This window comes from Streptomyces sp. NPDC001093 (assembly GCF_040298985.1).
In the GTDB taxonomy this organism is placed as follows: Bacteria; Actinomycetota; Actinomycetes; order Streptomycetales; family Streptomycetaceae; genus Streptomyces.
The window spans coordinates 1-16,882 of record NZ_JBEPBF010000038.1 but is presented as its reverse complement, the minus strand read 5'-3'; the positions used below and the strand labels follow the sequence as shown (position 1 = coordinate 16,882).

Genomic DNA, 16,882 nt, shown 5'->3' with positions numbered 1-16,882 from the left:
AGCCGGTGGGGCCCCTCCTCTCAGGGAGCCGCATCCATGGAACTGAACAGACGCACGGTCATCGCTGGAGCCGCGGCGGCCGGTATCGCCGCCACCACCCTCGGCTCGACGCAGACATCAGCCGCTGCCGCGGCGGGTGCCCAGGCCGCGTCCGCCACCTCAGGGGGCCGTAAGCCGGTGAAGGAACTGTTCGGCACGCTCGCCGACGGCACGAAGATCTACCGCTGGTCGCTGGAGAACGGCGGCACGCGGCTGAAGGTCCTGAACTACGGCGGCATCGTCCAGACCCTGGAGGTCCCCGACCGCCGCGGCCACTACGCCAACGTCGTCGCGGGCTTCGACGACATAGCCGACTACGTCGCCAAGAGCCCGTACTTCGGCGCCCTGATCGGGCGGTACGGCAACCGGATCGGCAAGGGCCGGTTCACGCTCGACGGCAAGAGCTACCAGCTCTCCGTCAACGACGGCGTGAACAGCCTGCACGGCGGCAAGCAGGGCTTCGACAAGCACGTGTGGGACGTCGAGCCGTTCGCCGACGGCTCCGAGGTCGGCCTGCACCTGCACTACACCAGCGTCGACGGCGAGATGGGCTACCCGGGCACGCTCAAGGCGAAGGTGACGTACACCCTCACCCGGCACGGTGAGTGGCGCATCGACTACGAGGCCACCACGGACAGGGCGACCATCGTCAACCTCACCAGCCACGTCTACTGGAACCTGGCCGGCGAGGGCAGCGGCACGATCGAGGACCACGAGCTCCGGATCGCCGCCTCCCGCTACACCCCCACCGACTCGGGCCTGATCCCGACCGGCGAGCTGGCCGAGGTCGCGGGCACCCCGTTCGACTTCCGCCACGCCAAGCCGATCGGCCGGGACATCCGCGCCGGGCACGTCCAGCAGGTGCAGGCCAAGGGCTACGACCACAACTGGGTCCTCGACAAGGGCATCACGCAGCGCCCGGAACATGTGGTGACCCTGCGCGACCCGCGCTCCGGCCGCACCCTGAAGATCGCCACCGACCAGCCCGGCCTGCAGTTCTACTCCGGCAACTTCCTCGACGGCACCCTCACCGGCACCGGCGGACACACCTACCGTCAGGGCGACGCCCTGTGCCTGGAGACCCAGCACTTCCCGGACTCGCCGAACCACGCGAACTTCCCGTCGACCGTGCTGCGGCCCGGGCAGACCTACCGGACGACGACGATCCACACGTTCGGGGCGTGAACCGGCTCACAGGGCCGGTGAGTTGAACGCCACTGCCGTCCCCTCCGTATCGATGGGTGGCCCGTGCTCCCCCGCACGGGCCACCCGAAACGGAGGTCCCTTTGGCCGGCAACGTCACCTCGTTGTTCCGCGGCACCGCCGCGCACAGCCCCTCCATGGCGGCGCTGACGCGCGAGGGCGGCGACGGAACCGGCCCGGTGGACTTCTGCGTCCCGTGCAACCCGTACTTCCCCACCCCGGCCATGTACGACGAGCTGGCGGCCCGGCTGCGCGAGATCATCACCTACTACCCGAGCGGCGCCGACACCATCACCGCCGAGCTGTGCAGCCTCCTCCAGCTGCCCCCGCAGTGCGTGGCGATGGGCAACGGGTCCACGGAGCTGATCACCTGGATCGACCACCTCATGGTCCGCGAGTCCCTGGCGGTCCCCGTGCCGACCTTCGGCCGCTGGACCGACCAGCCGATGGAGACCGGCAAGCGGGTCGACATGTTCCCGCTCCAGGAGGCGAGCGGCTTCGCGCTGGACCTGGCCCAGTACGCGAACTTCATCCGCACCCGGGGCACGCGCGTGGCGGTGATCTGCAACCCGAACAACCCCGATGGCGGCTATCTGCGCAAACAGCAGGTCGTCCAGTTCATGGACGCGATGACGGACCTCGACCTGGTGATCGTCGACGAGTCCTTCCTGGAGTTCGCCGACGCGGAGGCCGAACCGAGCGTCGTCCAGGAGGCCATGCTCCGCCCCAACGTCATCGTGCTGCGCAGCCTCGGCAAGAACTTCGGCCTGCACGGCGTCCGCTTCGGCTACCTGGTCGCGAACCCGGCGCTCGCGGGCAAGGTGCGGGCGATGCTCCCGAAGTGGAACCTCAACTCCTTCGCCGAGCACGTGGTGTTCATGCTGAAGGAGCACGGCACCGAGTACGCCCAGAGCCTGCAGCAGGTCCGCCGTGACCGCCTGGAGATGACCAGCCACCTCTCCGCACTCCCGGGCCTGACGGTGTACCCGTCCCAGGGGAACTTCCTCTTCGTACGGCTGCCCGTCGGCGCCGAGGGCACGGTGGTCCGGGACCGGATGCTCACCGAGCACCGGATCCTGGTCCGCGAGTGCGGCAACAAGATCGGCTCGTCCAGCCGCTTCCTGAGACTCGTGGTGCGCCCCCAGGTCGACGTGCGTCGCCTGGTGTCCGGCCTGGAACAGGTGCTCTACGGGTCCAGGAGGGGAGCCGCCGTACCCGAGCTGGGCACAGGGACCAGCTACAGCTCGGGTACGGCGGCGGTGGACCGGCTGATGAGCGAGACCAACGGGGGCGGCATGCCGGAGCTTGCCGCGCAGGCCCAGGCCATGCCCGCCGCTCCCGCCCCGGCCGCCGGCACCGGCATGCCGCTCCCCGCCGCCGTACCGCCGCCCGGCGCCGGGATGCCGATGCCGGCGGCAGCCCAGGCGGTGCCGATGCAGCAGCCGCCGGCAGAGATCCCGGCTCCGGTCCCGGCTCCGGCTCCGGTTCCGGTCCCGGCTCCCGTCCCGGCTCCGATACCGGCTCCTGCCCCCGCCGCCTTCCCCCCGCCGCTGCCTGCCCCCGTCCCCGCAGCTCCGGCCCCGGCGCCCGTCCCGGCCCCCGTCCCCGTCCCGGCGGCCGGCCTCACCCCGCCGGGTGTCCCGGCACGCGGTGGCCTCACGGCCGCCCAGGTACGCGGCATGACGGCCCCCGCCACCCCGGCCCCGCCCACCGGCCTGACCCCGGCCCCGGCAACAGGCTGGCCCAACGCCCAGAGCTGGCCGAACGCGGCGGGCATGGGACAGGCGGGGTAGCCGGTCGGAGCCGCGGCCGTCGTCGTCGCCCTCTTGCCCGCCGCCTGGTCGGCATGCGTCACGTACGCCGGGAAGAGAGCTTCAGGACCTTCAGGGCCACCGAGGGATGGAACAGCAGGGCCGGTGAGGCCATCATGTTCACCACCCGGACGAACCTCGTCCACACGGCCGGGTCCTGCACCGCCACGTGGAACAGACGCACGTTGTACCAGTGGGCGAAGCGCGCGGCGAGGGACTGGCCGTCCGGGGTCCACATCAGGTCGGAGTTGGTGGACACCGTCCACGGAAGCAGGAGCAGACGCCCCACCTTCTTCTGGAATTCGCGCGCCAGGCCGTCCAGCCGCCCGGTCGTGCCGCGTCGCCTCAGCATGCGCTCCAGCAGCTCCGCCTCCATCGCGGCGACCGTCATGCCCTGGCCGTAGACGGGGTTGAAGACGCAGACGGAGTCGCCGACGGCGAGGAGGCGGTCCGGCCAGTCCCGGACGGCGTGGAAGGGCCGCCACTGGTTGTCGACATTGGTGTAGCGACGGGTGGGCTCCTGGACGGAGCGCCGGGCGATGTGTTCGGCCAGGTGCGGCGTGTTCAGGCTCTTCGCGAACGCCAGGTAGCCCTCGTCGTCGGTCGGCGGCTGGTCGTGGAACCCGAACAGCATGCACGTCCACCGGCTGCGCTCCACGGCGAGCAGGACCCCGGCCCGGCGCACACTGGGAGCGAACAGCATCTGATAGGCGACGTAGTAGTCGGGGTGGTCGGGGTGGCCCTCCGCCGGCCGGTCGAAGTTCATCGACGTGTAGGTGACCTTCGCCCGCACGGTCCGCTTGGGCGGCACGCTGATCCCCAGGTCGTTCAGCCAGTCCACCAGGGAACTGGACCGACCGGAGGCGTCGACGACCAGATCGGCGGCCAGTTGGAAGGGCTTCGCGCTCTGCGACTGGCACCTCACGCCGTTCACACGGCCCGCGAAGTCCCGGGTCAGGCCCGTACACTTGGTGGACGGCAGCAGCGTGACCTGGGGAAGCGCGAGCACCTTGCGTCGCAGGCGGCGTTCCAGCTCGTCGCGGGTGAAGCTCTGGACCGGGACGCCCGTACGCTGCCGTGGCGCGAGCCCGACGGGCAGCAGGAAGTCGATGCCCTCTCCGTAGTCGAATACCGGAGCCCCCGCTTCCCTCAGCTCTTCGCGCAGTCCCGGGAACAGCCGCTCCAGGATCTCACCGCCCCTGGCCAGCATCGCGTGCCCCTGGTAGCCGTGCGGAGCACCCGGATGAGCGCCGGTGTCCTCGTCGACGGCATCCCGTTCCACGAGGACGACCTCGCGGAAGAAGTCGGCCAGCACGCGTGCGGTCACGAGTCCCGCATAGCTGCCGCCGACGACAACGGCCTTGCCCCAAAGGCAATGTGCTCTCATGTCCTCTCCCACACGTGACTCGGTACCCCCGCAAGCGCTTGGCAGGCCCGTGATCCGGCTCCCGCGCCGGGCGTGGTGTCGCACGTCCCGCGCGTACGGCACCACGCAGGCGCCCTGGTTTCAGATGCGGTCGGCCGCGATGAGGAGGTAGTGGAAGCTGCCCTCCTTGTAGGCGGTGAGGAACGGGTCCTCGATGCCCGTGGCGAGCGAGGACTTGGCGCGCAGTTCCCAGTACGGGATCGTGTCCGGGGTCAGGTCCACCACCTGGATCGGCACCAGGTTGCTCGCCGCCAGTGCCCTGAAGTACTCGCTGCGCGGATGGATGTTGCAGGTGTAGTGCTCGTCGATCCTGCTGACCGCCTTGGAGCGCATGCCGGTGACGTCGTTGGAGCAGCCGGTGATGCAGACGTAGCGGCCGCCGTACTCCAGCAGACGGGAGAACTCGGCGAAGAGTTCGAACAGGTCGACGTACATGGTCGTCTCGTTGGTCCAGATCGCCCGGCGCGATCCGGTCTCCAGACGGGTGTCGAGCATGTTGCGGAAGTGGAAGCGGACCTTGTCCGTGACCCCGCGGTGCCTGGCCTGGTCGTTGGCGAAGCCGACCTGCTGCTCGGAGATGCTGACGCCGTCGACGTGGCAGCCGAAGCGCGCGTTGGCCATGAAGCTGGTGCCGCCTCGGCCGGAACCGGCGTCCAGGAGGTGGTCGTCGGGGGTGATGTCGCCGAGGTGGTCGAGGAGGACCTCGGCCTGGGCGGTCTCCAGGCGGTGCAGTTCCTCGATGATGCGCTGGTCGCGGTTCTCGGGCGGGCCGGCGAGGACCGAGGGGTCCCACTCGCCGAGGCCGTAGTGGTGGTGGTAGAGGCCGTCGACCTCGCCGAGCTTGATGTTGACGGGGTCCTTCTCCTTGTTCCAGTACTCCGCGACCGACTTCTGGTAGTCGGTGCGCAGGACATCGCCCATGGCGATGCTTTCCATCTGGGTGGAGATCTTGGACATGGGGTTCCTTACTGGGAACGGGGTGGGGGTGCGGGAGGCGCGGGGCGCGGGGCAGGGTCAGGCGGCCTTCGCGGTCTCGTGGTAGCGGGCGCTGCTGGCGTGCCACTCACGGCTGCCGCCGACCCAGGCCCAGGTGCCGGCCAGGAAGCGGCGCAGTTCCGGGGAGCCGGCCTGGGCGAGCGCGGCCGCCTCGGCCTCGAAGGTGAGCATCAGTTCGTTGTGGATGTCCACGGTGCGGTCGACGGCCTCCTCGAGGGAGCAGCCGTCCTCGGCGGCGATCAGCCGGGGCAGGCTGTAGTCTGTCGGGCCCTTCTCCTTGGCCATGGAGTAGAGGTCGTTGACGATCACGGTGGCGGTGCCCGCGAGCGTGAACGCGCGCCGTACCCGGGGGTCGGCGAACTCGCCGTACGGGATCTCGTAACCGGCGATCGCGTCGACGAGCACCATGCACGGGATGAAGCTGTTCTCGTGCCGGTGCATCAGGTACTCCCACACCGGCGGGCGGTGGCCGGCGGCCTGCCAGTAGCCCTCCTGGTTGTAGGCGACGAACATGATGCCCAGCTCGTGGCGGAGCCGGCGCACCTGTGAGGTCGTCGCGTACGTGTGGAGGTTGCGCAGGCTGTCCCTGAGGGCCCGCATGACGGGGTCCGCCCGGACGACCTCCTCCAGCTGGGGGGCGTAGGCGAGCGGGAGGTGGGCCTGGTCGATCACCGAGTGGGCGATGGCTAGCCGTCGGCCGAGCTCCTGCGGCCTTGCCTCCTCGACCTCGCCGTCCACGTAGTGGTCGTCCACGGCCCACTCGGACAGCGCGCACTTGGCCGCCGCGAGCAGTCGGTCGGGGTCGTCGGACTCGGGGTGGGCGAGCATGATCAGCCGCCCGAAGTCGGCCTTGCGGATCCTGTCGAGCCGGCCCGGGTAGATCCCGACCTCCTCGGCCCACTCCACCAGACGCTCGGTGACGAGCTCACCCAGGGCGGGGTCGTCCCGCACGGCGGGCGGACAGTGCAGCCGGGGCCCGACATCGGATACCGACGCCTCCGCGGGTGCCTTCCGGCGGGGCTCGAGGATTGCGACCCGGCGGTCCACCACCGAGGCGCCGGGACCGGTGGGGGCGGGGACGGCCGCCGACGCGCCCTTACCGGTGGGCGCAAGGAGTGCCGCCGAAGCGCCACGACCGGCTCTGACGGCTGCCGCCGCGGCACCCGGACCGGTACGGCCGAGAGCCGCCGCCGATGTACCGAGCCCAGTCGGCCCGGCAGGCAGCCCGATCGAGGCCGCATCCGCACCCGGCACCGGTTGCCCGCCCGGCGCCGACTGCCCAGCCGCCACCGACTGCCCGGCCCCCGGCTGATGCCCTGCCGCCGCATCCCCGCCCGGCGAAGACACCGCGGCCGACTGCCCAGCCTCCGCCGACCGCTCGGCCATCGGTTGCCCGGCCGCCGCAGGCTGCCCGGCCACCGAGGGATGCGCGGCCACCGGCCGCCCGGCCCCCGGCTCATGCCCTGCCGCCGCATCCCCGCCCGACGAAGACACCGCCGCCGCAGGCCGATGCCCACCCGCCGGCGCCGGCCCAGCCCCCGGCGAAGACACCGCAACCGACCGCCCAGCCTCCGCCGACCGCTCGGCCACCGGTTGCCCGGCCGCCGCAGGCCGCCCGGCCTCCGGTCGGTTCCCGGGTGCCCCCGTATCGGCGCTCGTCGGGAGATCGGCCGGCCCGGGCCGATGTGTGACGGCCGGAGTCGGCAGCGGTAGGGGGCGGGCGTTCGTGTGGGAGGTGCCGCGGCTGGTGCGGGAGCGGTGGGGGGTGGCCGTTCCCGCGAAGGGGATGTGGGTCGCCGACGTGCCGAGGCCTGTGGGGCCCGTGGGGAGGCCCGCACCGGTGGCCGGTGGCGGGGGTTGCTCCGACAGCAGGGCCCGTACCAGGCCCGCCACGTCGTGGGCCGCGGTCGGTGCCGTGACCCGGGAAATCAACGACACCGCCGTCAGCTCCCGTTCGTGCGGGCGATCTCGACGTTCTCCAGGACACCGAGGGCGTCGGGAACCAGGACCGCCGCCGAGTAGTAGGTGCTGACCAGGTAGGAGATGACCGCCTGCTCGTTGATGCCCATGAAGCGGACGTTCAGGCCGGGCTCGACCTCGTCCGGGATGCCGGTCTGGTACAGGCCGATGACACCCTGGTCGTCCTCGCCCGTGCGCATGGCGATGATCGACGTCGTGCCCTGCTCGCTGATCGGGATCTTGCCGCAGGGCAGCAGGGGCACGCCGCGCCACGCGGGGATCTGGTTGCCGTTCAGGTCGATGCTGCCGAAGTACAGGCCCCGCTTGTTGCACTGGCGGCCGAACGCGGCGATGGCCTTGGGGTGGGCGAGGAAGCAGCGGGTCCTGCGCCGCATGCTGAGCAGCTCGTCCATGTCGTCGGGGGTCGGCGGGCCGGAGTAGGTGGAGATGCGCTGGTCGAAGTCGGCGTTGTTGAGCAGGCCGAACTCCTCGTTGTTGATCAGCTCGTGCTCCTGCCGCTCGCGCAGCGCCTCGATGGTCAGGCGCAGCTGCTGCTGCGTCTGGTTCATCGGCTCGTTGTAGAGGTCGGCGACCCGGCTGTGCACCCGCAGCACCGTCTGCGCCACGCTCAACTCGTACTCGCGCGGCGAGAGTTCGTAGTCGGCGAAGGTCTGGTGCAGCGTCTCCTCGCCGGTGTGGCCGGACTTCAGGAGGATGTCGGCCTCGCCGGACCGGTTCAGATTGCGGTGCCCGTCGGTGCTGATCCGCTGCACGTGCCGGCGCAGCCCCTCGTGGCGGTCCGCCACCGCTTTGTACGCCGTCAGCGGCAGCGCGAGCACGGTCGTGGGGGTCGCGGCACGGGCCGTGAACTCCCACTTCTTGGCGGCGCCGGCGAGCACCTGGCCGCCGAAGGTGTCGCCGTCGGCCATCAGTCCGATCATGGACTCGTCGCCGTACGGGCCCTCGCCGAGCTTCTCGACCTTGCCGTGCGCGATCAGGTAGACGTGGTCGGCCTTGCGGCCCTCCTGCACGATGACCTGGCCGGGAGTGAACTCCTTCTGCACGAACTTGTCGGCGAGCGCGCCGAGCACGTCGGCGTCGGAGAAGCCGCGCAGCAGGGGCAGTTCGCCCAGTTCGGCGGGGACCACCTGGACCTTGGAGCCGGTCTTCACGAAGGTCACGCGGCCGTCGCCGACGGTGCAGGACATGCGGCGGTTGACCCGGTAGGTCGCGCCGGGCACGTTCACCCAGGGCAGGATGCGGGTGGCCCAGCGGGAGCTGATGGCCTGCATCTGAGGTTCGGACTTGGTGGTGGTGGCGAGATTGCGCGCCGCCGCGGTGCTGAGGCTCTGCTGTTCGCGCTGCTGCTGCTCCGACTCCGGGGTCGCCGCCGGTGCTGTCACTGTGTCGAGGGGCATGGCTCTACCTCGTCTTCCTCGTCCATGGCACGTGAGGGGCGCGACGACCTGGTGCCGTGTCGTCACACTGAGTGCACAGGGTTGCAGAGCCATGCTCACGTTGAGTGATCGCACCAGACGGCGCGCGAGGGCAATCGGCAGGCGCGAACCGCGCCCCTCGCGCGCCCCTTGTGCGCATCACGCCTTGTCGAACGATTCTGCGGGTCAACGCATGGATGACCGCTCACCGGCGAGAACCGGCGAACGGCCATCACATACTCACAGTGACCGGCGTGGCGCCCGTACGCCTACGCGCTCGGGCACTGCTTCCACGCCAGGTGGTACACGGTGCTGATGTCCCCGTCCGTGGAGTCCATGGTCATGAAGCTGACCTTGTCGGGGTTGGTGGTGCCCGGGTTCACCCGCAGCTCGGTGTTGATGTTGAAGTTGCGCAGCACCCCGCAGGGCGCCCAGACCAGCTGGGCCCAGTCCGTGCTGTCGGTGGCCTCCCAGTTGTCGTTGAAGGGAGCGCTGAAGGGGTGGCTCCTGGGCACGGTCTGCGGGGAGCCCTGGAAGTAGTACGAGGCCTTCTGCGTGGCGCTCGCGCCGGGCTGCAGGGACAGAAAGCCGCGGTAGTCGGCGCTGGCGATCGCGTAGGTGAAGCCCTGAGGGACGTGGACCACCAGGTTGAGCTGGCAGTTCTTGCGGAAGGCCGTGGGGTCGGAGTTGCCGCCGGCCTGGGCCAGGTAGTTGCTGTAGGTCACCGTGAAGGCGGTGTTGTCCGGCGAGACGGCGACCGCCGCGGTGCCCTCGGGGCAGCCGGAGCCGTTCACCGTCGCCACGTCGATGACGATCTTGTCCGGGGGCGGGTTGTCGAACACGCCCCCCGCGGGCGCGTGGGCGGGTATCGCGGTGGTGAGCAGTGCCGCCACGGCACCGCTCAGGAGGAGTCCACCAGCCATGGTTTCTCCCGGGGTCGAGGGTGTGGGGGGTCTGTGTGGAACCTGTGAAGCGCTCCGCATCGTAGGAACCACCGCTCACCACCGGGAGGTTCAACTCCGGCCATTCACACCCGGCCGTTCACACCCGGGCGCCTACGGGTTCTCCCAGGCCGCCGGTTCCGCCGCCAGTGCCCGGACGGGCTCCGGCAGCGCGTCCGCCGCGAGGTCGGCGAGGGTGACACCCTCCAGGATCCGGCGGACGTTCGCGCGCAGCGCGATCCACAGGGGCAGCAGGGGCCGTGCGCTGCCGGTGTAGGCGAGGCCCGTCGGGCGTTCGCCGCGGACCGAGACGATCGGGCCGTCCACCGCGCGGATCACGTCGGCGACCGTGACCTCGGCCGCGTCCCGCGCCAGCCGGTAGCCGCCGCCTCCGCCACGCCTGCTGCCGACGATCCCGCCACGCCTGAGATCGCCCAGGATCCCTTCCAGGAACTTGTGCGGGATGCCCTGGGCGGCGGCGATTTCCTCCGCCTTCACCGGGCCGTTAGCCTGCCGTACGGCCAGCTCCAGTACCGCCCGTACCGCGTAGTCCGCCCGCGCCGAGATCCTCATGGGTCCATTGTGGGACGTCGCCGCATGGAGAATGGCCTTCACCCGCGCCCCGTAAGATCGCCCGCGGAGGATCCACCTTGGCGCTCAGCAGACGTACTTTCAGTGCCCTGGCCGGCTCGACCGCGCTCGGGCTCGCCCTGGGCGGCAGCGGCGGGCCCGGGGCGCCCTCGGCGTACGCGGCGCGCAGTGTGCCGACCGGCCCGGCGCCCGCCCCGCCGAGCGCCGACGGCTGTCGGCACACCATCGGCTACGACCAGTACTCACTGCTCGTGGACGGCAGACGGCTCGTGGTGTGGTCCGGCGAGCTGCACCCCTTCCGGCTGCCGAGCCCCTCCCTGTGGCGGGACGTGCTGCAGAAGATGCGGGCCCACGGGTACAACGCCGTGAGCATCTATGTGGCCTGGAACTACCACTCCCCCGCGCCGGGCGCGTACGACTTCACCGGCGTCCGGGACCTGGACCTGTTCCTGCGCATGGCCGCCGAGACCGGCCTGTACGTCATCCTGCGGCCCGGCCCGTACATCAACGCCGAGGTGGACGGCGGCGGCTTCCCCGGCTGGCTGACGGCGACGAAGGGCACGGCCCGGACCGACGACCCGACGTATCTGGGGCATGTCGACGAGTGGCTGACCCAGGTGAACCGGATCGCCCGCCGGCATCTGTTCACCCAGGGCACCGGCACGATCCTGCTGTACCAGATCGAGAACGAGTACGACGCCCACGCCGGCGACGCCGTCGGCCGGTCCTACATGTCCCACTTGTACAAGAAGGTGCGGGCGGACGGCATCGACGTCCCGCTGTTCCACAACGACAAGGGCCGGAACGGCTACTGGGTGCCCGGGACGTTCGACACCGGCGGCGAGAAGGGCGGCTGGCTGTACGGGTTCGACGGGTATCCGTCGCCGGACCGGACCCCGCCCGACTGGGGGCACTACGGTCCCGGCGGGGCGCAGGGCGGGGCCAGTGCCTCGCCGTCCACGCCCGGGTTCGTGCCCGAGTTCGGCGGCGGCTGGTTCGACCCGTGGGGCGGGGCCTTCTTCGACGGCAAGGGGTACGCCGAGTCGCGGCGCACCCGGGACGCCGCCTACGAGCGCCGGTTCTATCTGACCAACCTGGCCAACGGGCTCACCCTGCACAACGTCTACATGACCTTCGGCGGCACCTCCTGGGGCTGGCTGCCCGCACCGGTCGTCTACACGTCGTACGACTACGGCGCCGCCATCGACGAGGCGCGCAACGTCACCGACAAGATCGCGCCGATGCACCAGCTGGGCCATCTGCTCCAGCGCGTGCCCGACTTCGCCAAGCTGGACCGGGCGGCGGACGTGCACGCCGAGGGACTGAAGGTCTACCACCTGACCAACCCGGACACCGGCGCCCACGTCTACGTCGCCCGCAACGACGGCACGGAGGCGGTCACCGCCGACCTGCCGACCGACGCCGGCCGCCTGCGGATCACCGTGCCCGGCAAGGACGCCCGGCTGCTGACGACCGGGCTGAAGCTGGGCGAGCGGACACTGAAGTACGCCACCGCCGAGCCCGTGCTGGCCGTGACGGCGGGCCGGCAGGACATCGCGCTGTTCTCGGGGCGCAGCGGCGACATGGCCGAACTGGTGCTGAAGTGCCCGGTCGAGCCGAGCGTCATGCGGCTGGACCCCGAGGCCGCCTGGGTCCTGAACGGCGACGAGCTGCATGTGAGCAGCCCGCTCGGCGAGGACGGACTGACCCGGGTGCTGGTGCAGAAGGGCGAGACCGAGACCCCGCTGGTGCTGCTCTTCGCCGACGACGCCACCGCCGTACGCCTCTTCCCGTACGACACCCTGTCCGGGACCCTGCTGGTGTACGGCCCGGCGCTGCTGCGCCACGCCGAAGTGCGCGGTTCCGAGGTCCACCTGACGGGTGACGTCACGCAGACGACGAGCATGGAGGTGTGGGGGCCGCGCGGGATCGACACCCTGGTGTGGAACGGCCGCACCCTGCCCACCCGCACCACCCTGTCCGGCAGCCTGATGACCGCCGGCCTGCTGCCGGCCGTCCCCGAGGTGCGGCTGCCCGAGCTGGGCGGCTGGCGGATGCGCAGGGAGAACCCGGAGGTGGGTCCCGGCTTCGACGACTCGGACTGGACGGTCGCGGACAAGCGGACGACGTTCAGCACCACGCCGGTCCCCGCCGGGCAGCCGGTCCTCTTCGCCGACGACTACGGCTTCCACTACGGGGACGTCTGGTACCGCGGCTCCTTCACCGACTCCACCGGTCTGGAGGAGGTCTCGCTCGCCTACAGCACCGGCACGCAGGGCCTGTTGATGGCCTGGCTGGACGGCGAGCCGCTGGGCACCCACCGGATGCCGGTGCCGGACAAGGACACGACCGTCCGGCAGGGCAGTTGGGCGGCGACCGCCGCCTTCCCGGTCCGTGACTCCCTGCGCTCGCCCGGCCGGCATGTGCTGTCCGTGCTCGTGCGGCGCATGCAGCGCGACCAGGACGGCAAGGGGCTCGACACGCACAAGGTGGCGCGCGGCCTGACGGCGGCGGCCTTCAAGGGCGCCTCGCCCCGGGTGAGGTGGCGGATCCGGGGCGCGGCGGCCCCCGACCCGGTGCGCGGCCCGATGAACACCGGCGGCCTGTACGGCGAGCGCGAGGGCTGGCATCTGCCCGGCTTCAAGGACCACGACTGGCAGGCGGTGACCTTCCCGCGGGCCGCCCGGTACCAGGGCGTGACGTGGTTCCGGACGACCTTCCGCCTCTCGGTCCCGGCCGACATCGACGCCTCGATCGGCCTGACCCTTCAGGACGACCCGTACCGGGCCTACCGTGCCCAGATCTTCCTCAACGGCTGGAACATGGGCCAGTACATCAACAACGTCGGTCCGCAGCACACCTTCGTCCTGCCGAACGGCGTCCTGCGCACCCGGGGCACCAACACCCTCGCGCTGGCGGTCCTCTCGGAGTTCACCACGCTGTCGGGACCGGGGTCCGTACGCCTGACGCTGCTCGGCAGGGCAACGGGCGGGCTGCCGGTCACGCCAGTCTGATCACGTTCCAGGACAGCGGTTCCAGTACGGCGGTGAGGGTGCCGTCCGCCAGGGCGGTGCCCTCGACCGGGTGCGGGACGACCCGCTCGGGCTCGTCGAGGGTGTTGCGGGCGTCGGGGTCGGCGTCCGCGAGCGCGCTGTGCCCGGTGACGGTCGTCAACTCCAACCCGTTCAGGGTGACTTCGAGCGGCAGGGCGTCCGTACGGCTGCGGTTGACGGCGAACACGGTGACCGTGCCGTCGGACGCGCGGACGGCCGTGGCGTGCAGCAGGTCCGTCTCGCCGTACTTCTTCGTCTCGTACGTCGGCGAGTCCACGCGCACGTCGAGCACCTCGCCCCGGCCGTATCCGGACGCCTGCGCGAACGGGAAGAACGTCGTCTGCCGCCAGGCCGGCCCGCCCGGCTCGGTCATGATCGGGGCGATCACGTTGACCAACTGGGCGAGGCAGGCGACGGTGACGCGGTCGGCGTGCCGGAGCAGCGCGATGAGCAGCGAGCCGAGGACGACGGCGTCCGTGACGCTGTAGCTGTCCTCCAGCAGCCGGGGGGCCTCGGGCCAGTCGGACCGGTCGATGCCCTTGGCGTGCTCCTCCCAGCGGGAGAGGTACCAGACGTTCCACTCGTCGAAGGAGAGGTTGATCCTCTTCGTGGACCTGAGCTTCGCGCCGATGTGGTCGGCGGTGGCGACCACGTTCTCGATGAAGGACTCCATGTCGACGGCCGAGGCGAGGAAGGAGTCCACATCGCCGTCCGTGGGCTCGTAGTAGGCGTGCAGGGAGATGTGGTCGACCAGGTCGTACGCCTCCTGCAGGACGGTCGCCTCCCACTCGGCGAAGGTGGGCATGGCCTGGTTGGAGGAACCGCAGGCGACCAGTTCGACTCCGGGGTCCGCCTGGCGCATGGCCCGTGCGGTCTCGGCGGCGAGCCGGCCGTACTCCTGTGCCGTCTTGTGCCCGGTCTGCCAGGGGCCGTCCATCTCGTTGCCCAGGCACCAGAGCCGGATGCCGAAGGGCTCCTTGTCGCCGTGGGCCGCGCGGAGGTCGGAGAGGGCGGTGCCGGAGGGGTGGTTGGCGTACTCCTGGAGTTCGAGGGCCTCGGCGACGCCTCTCGTACCGAGGTTGACGGCCATCATCGGCTCGGCCTGCGGGCCGACCTTCTTGAGGAAGCCGATGTATTCGGACAGCCCGAACCGGTTCGTCTCGGTGGAGTGCCAGGCGAGGTCGAGCCGACGGGGGCGCTCCGCCTGGGGGCCGACCGAGTCCTCCCACTTGTGGCCGGAGACGAAGTTGCCGCCGGGGTAGCGGATGACGGTGACACCGAGTTCGCGTACGAGGTCGAGGACGTCGGTTCGCAGTCCGGCCTCATCGGCGGAGGGGTGATCCGGTTCGTGGATGCCGGTGTAGACGCAGCGGCCGAGGTGTTCGACGAAGGAGCCGAAGACACGGGGGTTGACCTGGCCGACGGTGAAAGCGGGGTCGAGGGTGAAGCGGGCGGGGTGCATGGCGCCTTCCGGGGTGGGGTGCGGTGTGGCTCCGTCGTAGGTTGTTCGGAATGACGAATGTCGCTCGCAACTTCGAACGGGACCGTAGATTCGAAGCGCTTCCGCGTCAATGGGCGGGACACAAGCCGATGGGTGGTCTTCTCCTCGACCGCGCCCCCCGCATGTCATGACGGGGACACACCCGGCCGCGTAGGCTCTGCCCAGCGGAAGGGGGAGACGATGGGCATCGCGGGCGCGCGTGAGCGGATGACACGCCTGGCCGTACGACTGCGGCGCTCCCGTCCGGGCTCGGCCATGCGCGCGCTGGCCGGCGACCTCGCCGCCGCCCTCCACGCCCGGCCCGGAACACCCGAGGACGTACGGGAGTTGTGCCGGGCGCTGTGCCAGGAGATGAGCGCGCTGCGCGGCGGACGGCCGGTCCAGGTGCGCTTCGAGCGCTTCCCCGACGAGATCGAGGTCACCGGGCTGTGGCTGGAGTTCGCCGACTTCGACCTGGTGATCGTGGAGGAGCGGGCCGAGGCCGTGCAGCAACTGGTGATCCTGGGCCATGAGTTGTGGCATCTGCACGCCGGGCACCGGCACTCCCACCTGGCCGGCGACGCGGCGGCCCGCGCGCTCGCCGACGCACCCGGCTGGCGGGGCATGCCCCTGACGGTGGCCGCCCGCAACGGCTCGAGGGAGGCCGACGAGGCCGAGGCGGACGACTTCGGGCACCGCCTGGCCGCCCTGTGCCGGCCCCACCTCACCGGCTCCGGCGCCGGCACCCCGCCCGGCCCGGTGCAACGGTCCCTCGGCCCCGTACAGCGGACCCTCGGCTATCGCGGACGCGACGAAGCGAGCGAGCCGAAGGGGCGCGCCGGTGCCCCGGAGGCGAACCGAGCGTCCGGAAAAGGGGGAGCCGCGCGGTGAACCTGGCGCTCGACCTCTCGGGGCCGCTCGACGAGGTCTCCGTCTCCTTCTGGATCCCCACGGCCGTCCTGACCGCCGCCCTGGCGATCAAGCTGCCCGGCATCATCAGGATGTGGCGGGACCCGATGCTGCGTGCCGTCGGCGGTCTGCTGCTGTTCGCCTGCGCGGTGTTCGTCTTCGCGGCCCCGCGGACCATCGCCTGGACCAACCGGGTCACCGGCGTGCCGAACATCTCCGCGCCCTGGGTGTACTCCCTGCTCACCGCGCTCTGCGCGTCCTGGCTGCTGCTGATCACCGCCTGGCGCAACGGCCGCGACGACACGGCCCAGACCCGCCGGGTGACCCGCTGGGTCGTGGCCGTCTACGCGGGCGTGGTCGCCGCCCTGTGGGTGCTCTTCGCCCTCGCCGACGTACCCGTGGAACGGCTGCGGGACCTGGACACGTACTACGCCACCACCCCCTTCATGCGCGAGGAGATCCTGCTCTACCTCCTCGCGCACACCGTGGCCTGCTCGATCACGGCCCGGCTGATCTGGAACTGGATCCGCACCGACGGCCTCGACGCCTGGCTGCGCTGGGGGCTCAGGCTGCTGGGCGTCGGCTATGCCACGAACCTGTTCTTCGACGCGGCCAAGCTCACCGCCGTCGTGGCCCGGTGGACCGGCCACGACCTGGACTGGCTGAGCACCAATGTGGCACCGGCGGGCGCGTGCGTCTCCGCCACCCTGGTCGCGGTGGGCTTCATCGTCCCGCACGTCGGCCAGTACCTGAACGAGCGCTGGCACGTCCGGCTGCGCCACCGCGCCCTCGGCCCCCTCTACCAGCTGACGCGGACCGTCACCGGCGAACGCGAGCCCTTCGCCCCGCAGGCCCCCGCCGAACTGCGCCTGATCCGCCGCGAGACCTTCATCCGCGACGCCCTGCTGCAACTCTCCCGGCACCTGGACGAGGACCTGCGCGAGCGGTCGTACGAGGCCGCCCTCGCCCTCGGTCACGAGCCCGGCCGCGCCAGGGCCCTCGCCGCCGCCGTGGCGCTGCAGGACGCGGCCGTCGGCG

At 71.1% G+C, this 16,882-nt stretch carries 12 protein-coding genes; 5 read left to right on the top strand and 7 right to left on the bottom strand.

Annotated features, from left to right (window positions below):
• The first annotated feature begins 36 nt into the window (after window positions 1-36).
• Both ABT288_RS20430 and ABT288_RS20425 read left to right on the top strand, forming a co-directional pair.
• Window positions 37-1,224, top strand: coding sequence for an aldose epimerase family protein (locus tag ABT288_RS20430; RefSeq protein WP_351609531.1), 1,188 nt, complete (start codon window positions 37-39; stop codon window positions 1,222-1,224).
• Between the two features lie 101 nt (window positions 1,225-1,325).
• Window positions 1,326-3,035 (top strand): pyridoxal phosphate-dependent aminotransferase, encoded by a 1,710-nt coding sequence (locus ABT288_RS20425; protein WP_351609529.1) that lies wholly within the window; start codon window positions 1,326-1,328, stop codon window positions 3,033-3,035.
• Window positions 3,036-3,093: 58 nt separating this feature from the next.
• Here ABT288_RS20425 and ABT288_RS20420 read toward each other — a convergent pair whose 3' ends face one another.
• The 6 genes from ABT288_RS20420 to ABT288_RS20395 form a co-directional block, all read right to left on the bottom strand.
• Window positions 3,094-4,440, bottom strand: a complete 1,347-nt coding sequence (locus ABT288_RS20420) for an FAD-dependent oxidoreductase (protein WP_351609526.1) — start codon at window positions 4,438-4,440, stop codon at window positions 3,094-3,096.
• Window positions 4,441-4,560: 120 nt separating this feature from the next.
• Window positions 4,561-5,436 carry a geranyl diphosphate 2-C-methyltransferase gene (locus tag ABT288_RS20415; RefSeq protein ID WP_351609523.1) on the bottom strand — a complete coding sequence of 292 codons (876 nt, stop codon included), beginning with the start codon at window positions 5,434-5,436 and terminating at the stop codon, window positions 4,561-4,563.
• A gap of 57 nt (window positions 5,437-5,493) precedes the next feature.
• Window positions 5,494-6,861, bottom strand: coding sequence for a family 2 encapsulin nanocompartment cargo protein terpene cyclase (locus ABT288_RS20410; protein ID WP_351609660.1), 1,368 nt, complete (start codon window positions 6,859-6,861; stop codon window positions 5,494-5,496).
• A 557-nt stretch (window positions 6,862-7,418) separates the two neighbouring features.
• Window positions 7,419-8,852, bottom strand: a complete 1,434-nt coding sequence (locus ABT288_RS20405; RefSeq protein ID WP_351609520.1) for a family 2B encapsulin nanocompartment shell protein — start codon at window positions 8,850-8,852, stop codon at window positions 7,419-7,421.
• A 287-nt stretch (window positions 8,853-9,139) separates the two neighbouring features.
• A complete protein-coding gene (locus ABT288_RS20400) occupies window positions 9,140-9,793 on the bottom strand; it encodes a DUF4360 domain-containing protein (protein ID WP_351609518.1) in 654 nt (217 codons plus the stop codon).
• Window positions 9,794-9,925: 132 nt separating this feature from the next.
• A complete protein-coding gene (locus tag ABT288_RS20395) occupies window positions 9,926-10,384 on the bottom strand; it encodes an RrF2 family transcriptional regulator (protein WP_351609515.1) in 459 nt (152 codons plus the stop codon).
• A gap of 77 nt (window positions 10,385-10,461) precedes the next feature.
• Here ABT288_RS20395 and ABT288_RS20390 point away from each other — a divergent pair, with 77 nt between their 5' ends.
• Entirely contained in the window at window positions 10,462-13,416 is a 2,955-nt protein-coding gene (locus ABT288_RS20390) for a glycoside hydrolase family 35 protein (RefSeq protein ID WP_351609512.1), read from the top strand.
• Here ABT288_RS20390 and arfA read toward each other — a convergent pair.
• On the bottom strand, window positions 13,403-14,917 hold the full coding sequence (gene arfA / locus ABT288_RS20385) for an arabinosylfuranosidase ArfA (protein WP_351609510.1): 1,515 nt from the start codon (window positions 14,915-14,917) through the stop codon (window positions 13,403-13,405). The two genes, ABT288_RS20390 and arfA, sit on opposite strands and share 14 nt — an antisense overlap.
• 219 nt (window positions 14,918-15,136) lie before the next feature.
• Between arfA and ABT288_RS20380 the strand changes: the two genes are divergently transcribed.
• Both ABT288_RS20380 and ABT288_RS20375 read left to right on the top strand, forming a co-directional pair.
• On the top strand, window positions 15,137-15,826 hold the full coding sequence (locus ABT288_RS20380; RefSeq protein ID WP_351609508.1) for a toxin-antitoxin system, toxin component family protein: 690 nt from the start codon (window positions 15,137-15,139) through the stop codon (window positions 15,824-15,826).
• Window positions 15,823-16,882 (top strand): MAB_1171c family putative transporter (locus tag ABT288_RS20375; RefSeq protein WP_351609505.1); only part of this gene is annotated, 1,060 nt, incomplete at its 3' end. The genes ABT288_RS20380 and ABT288_RS20375, both read left to right, overlap by 4 nt.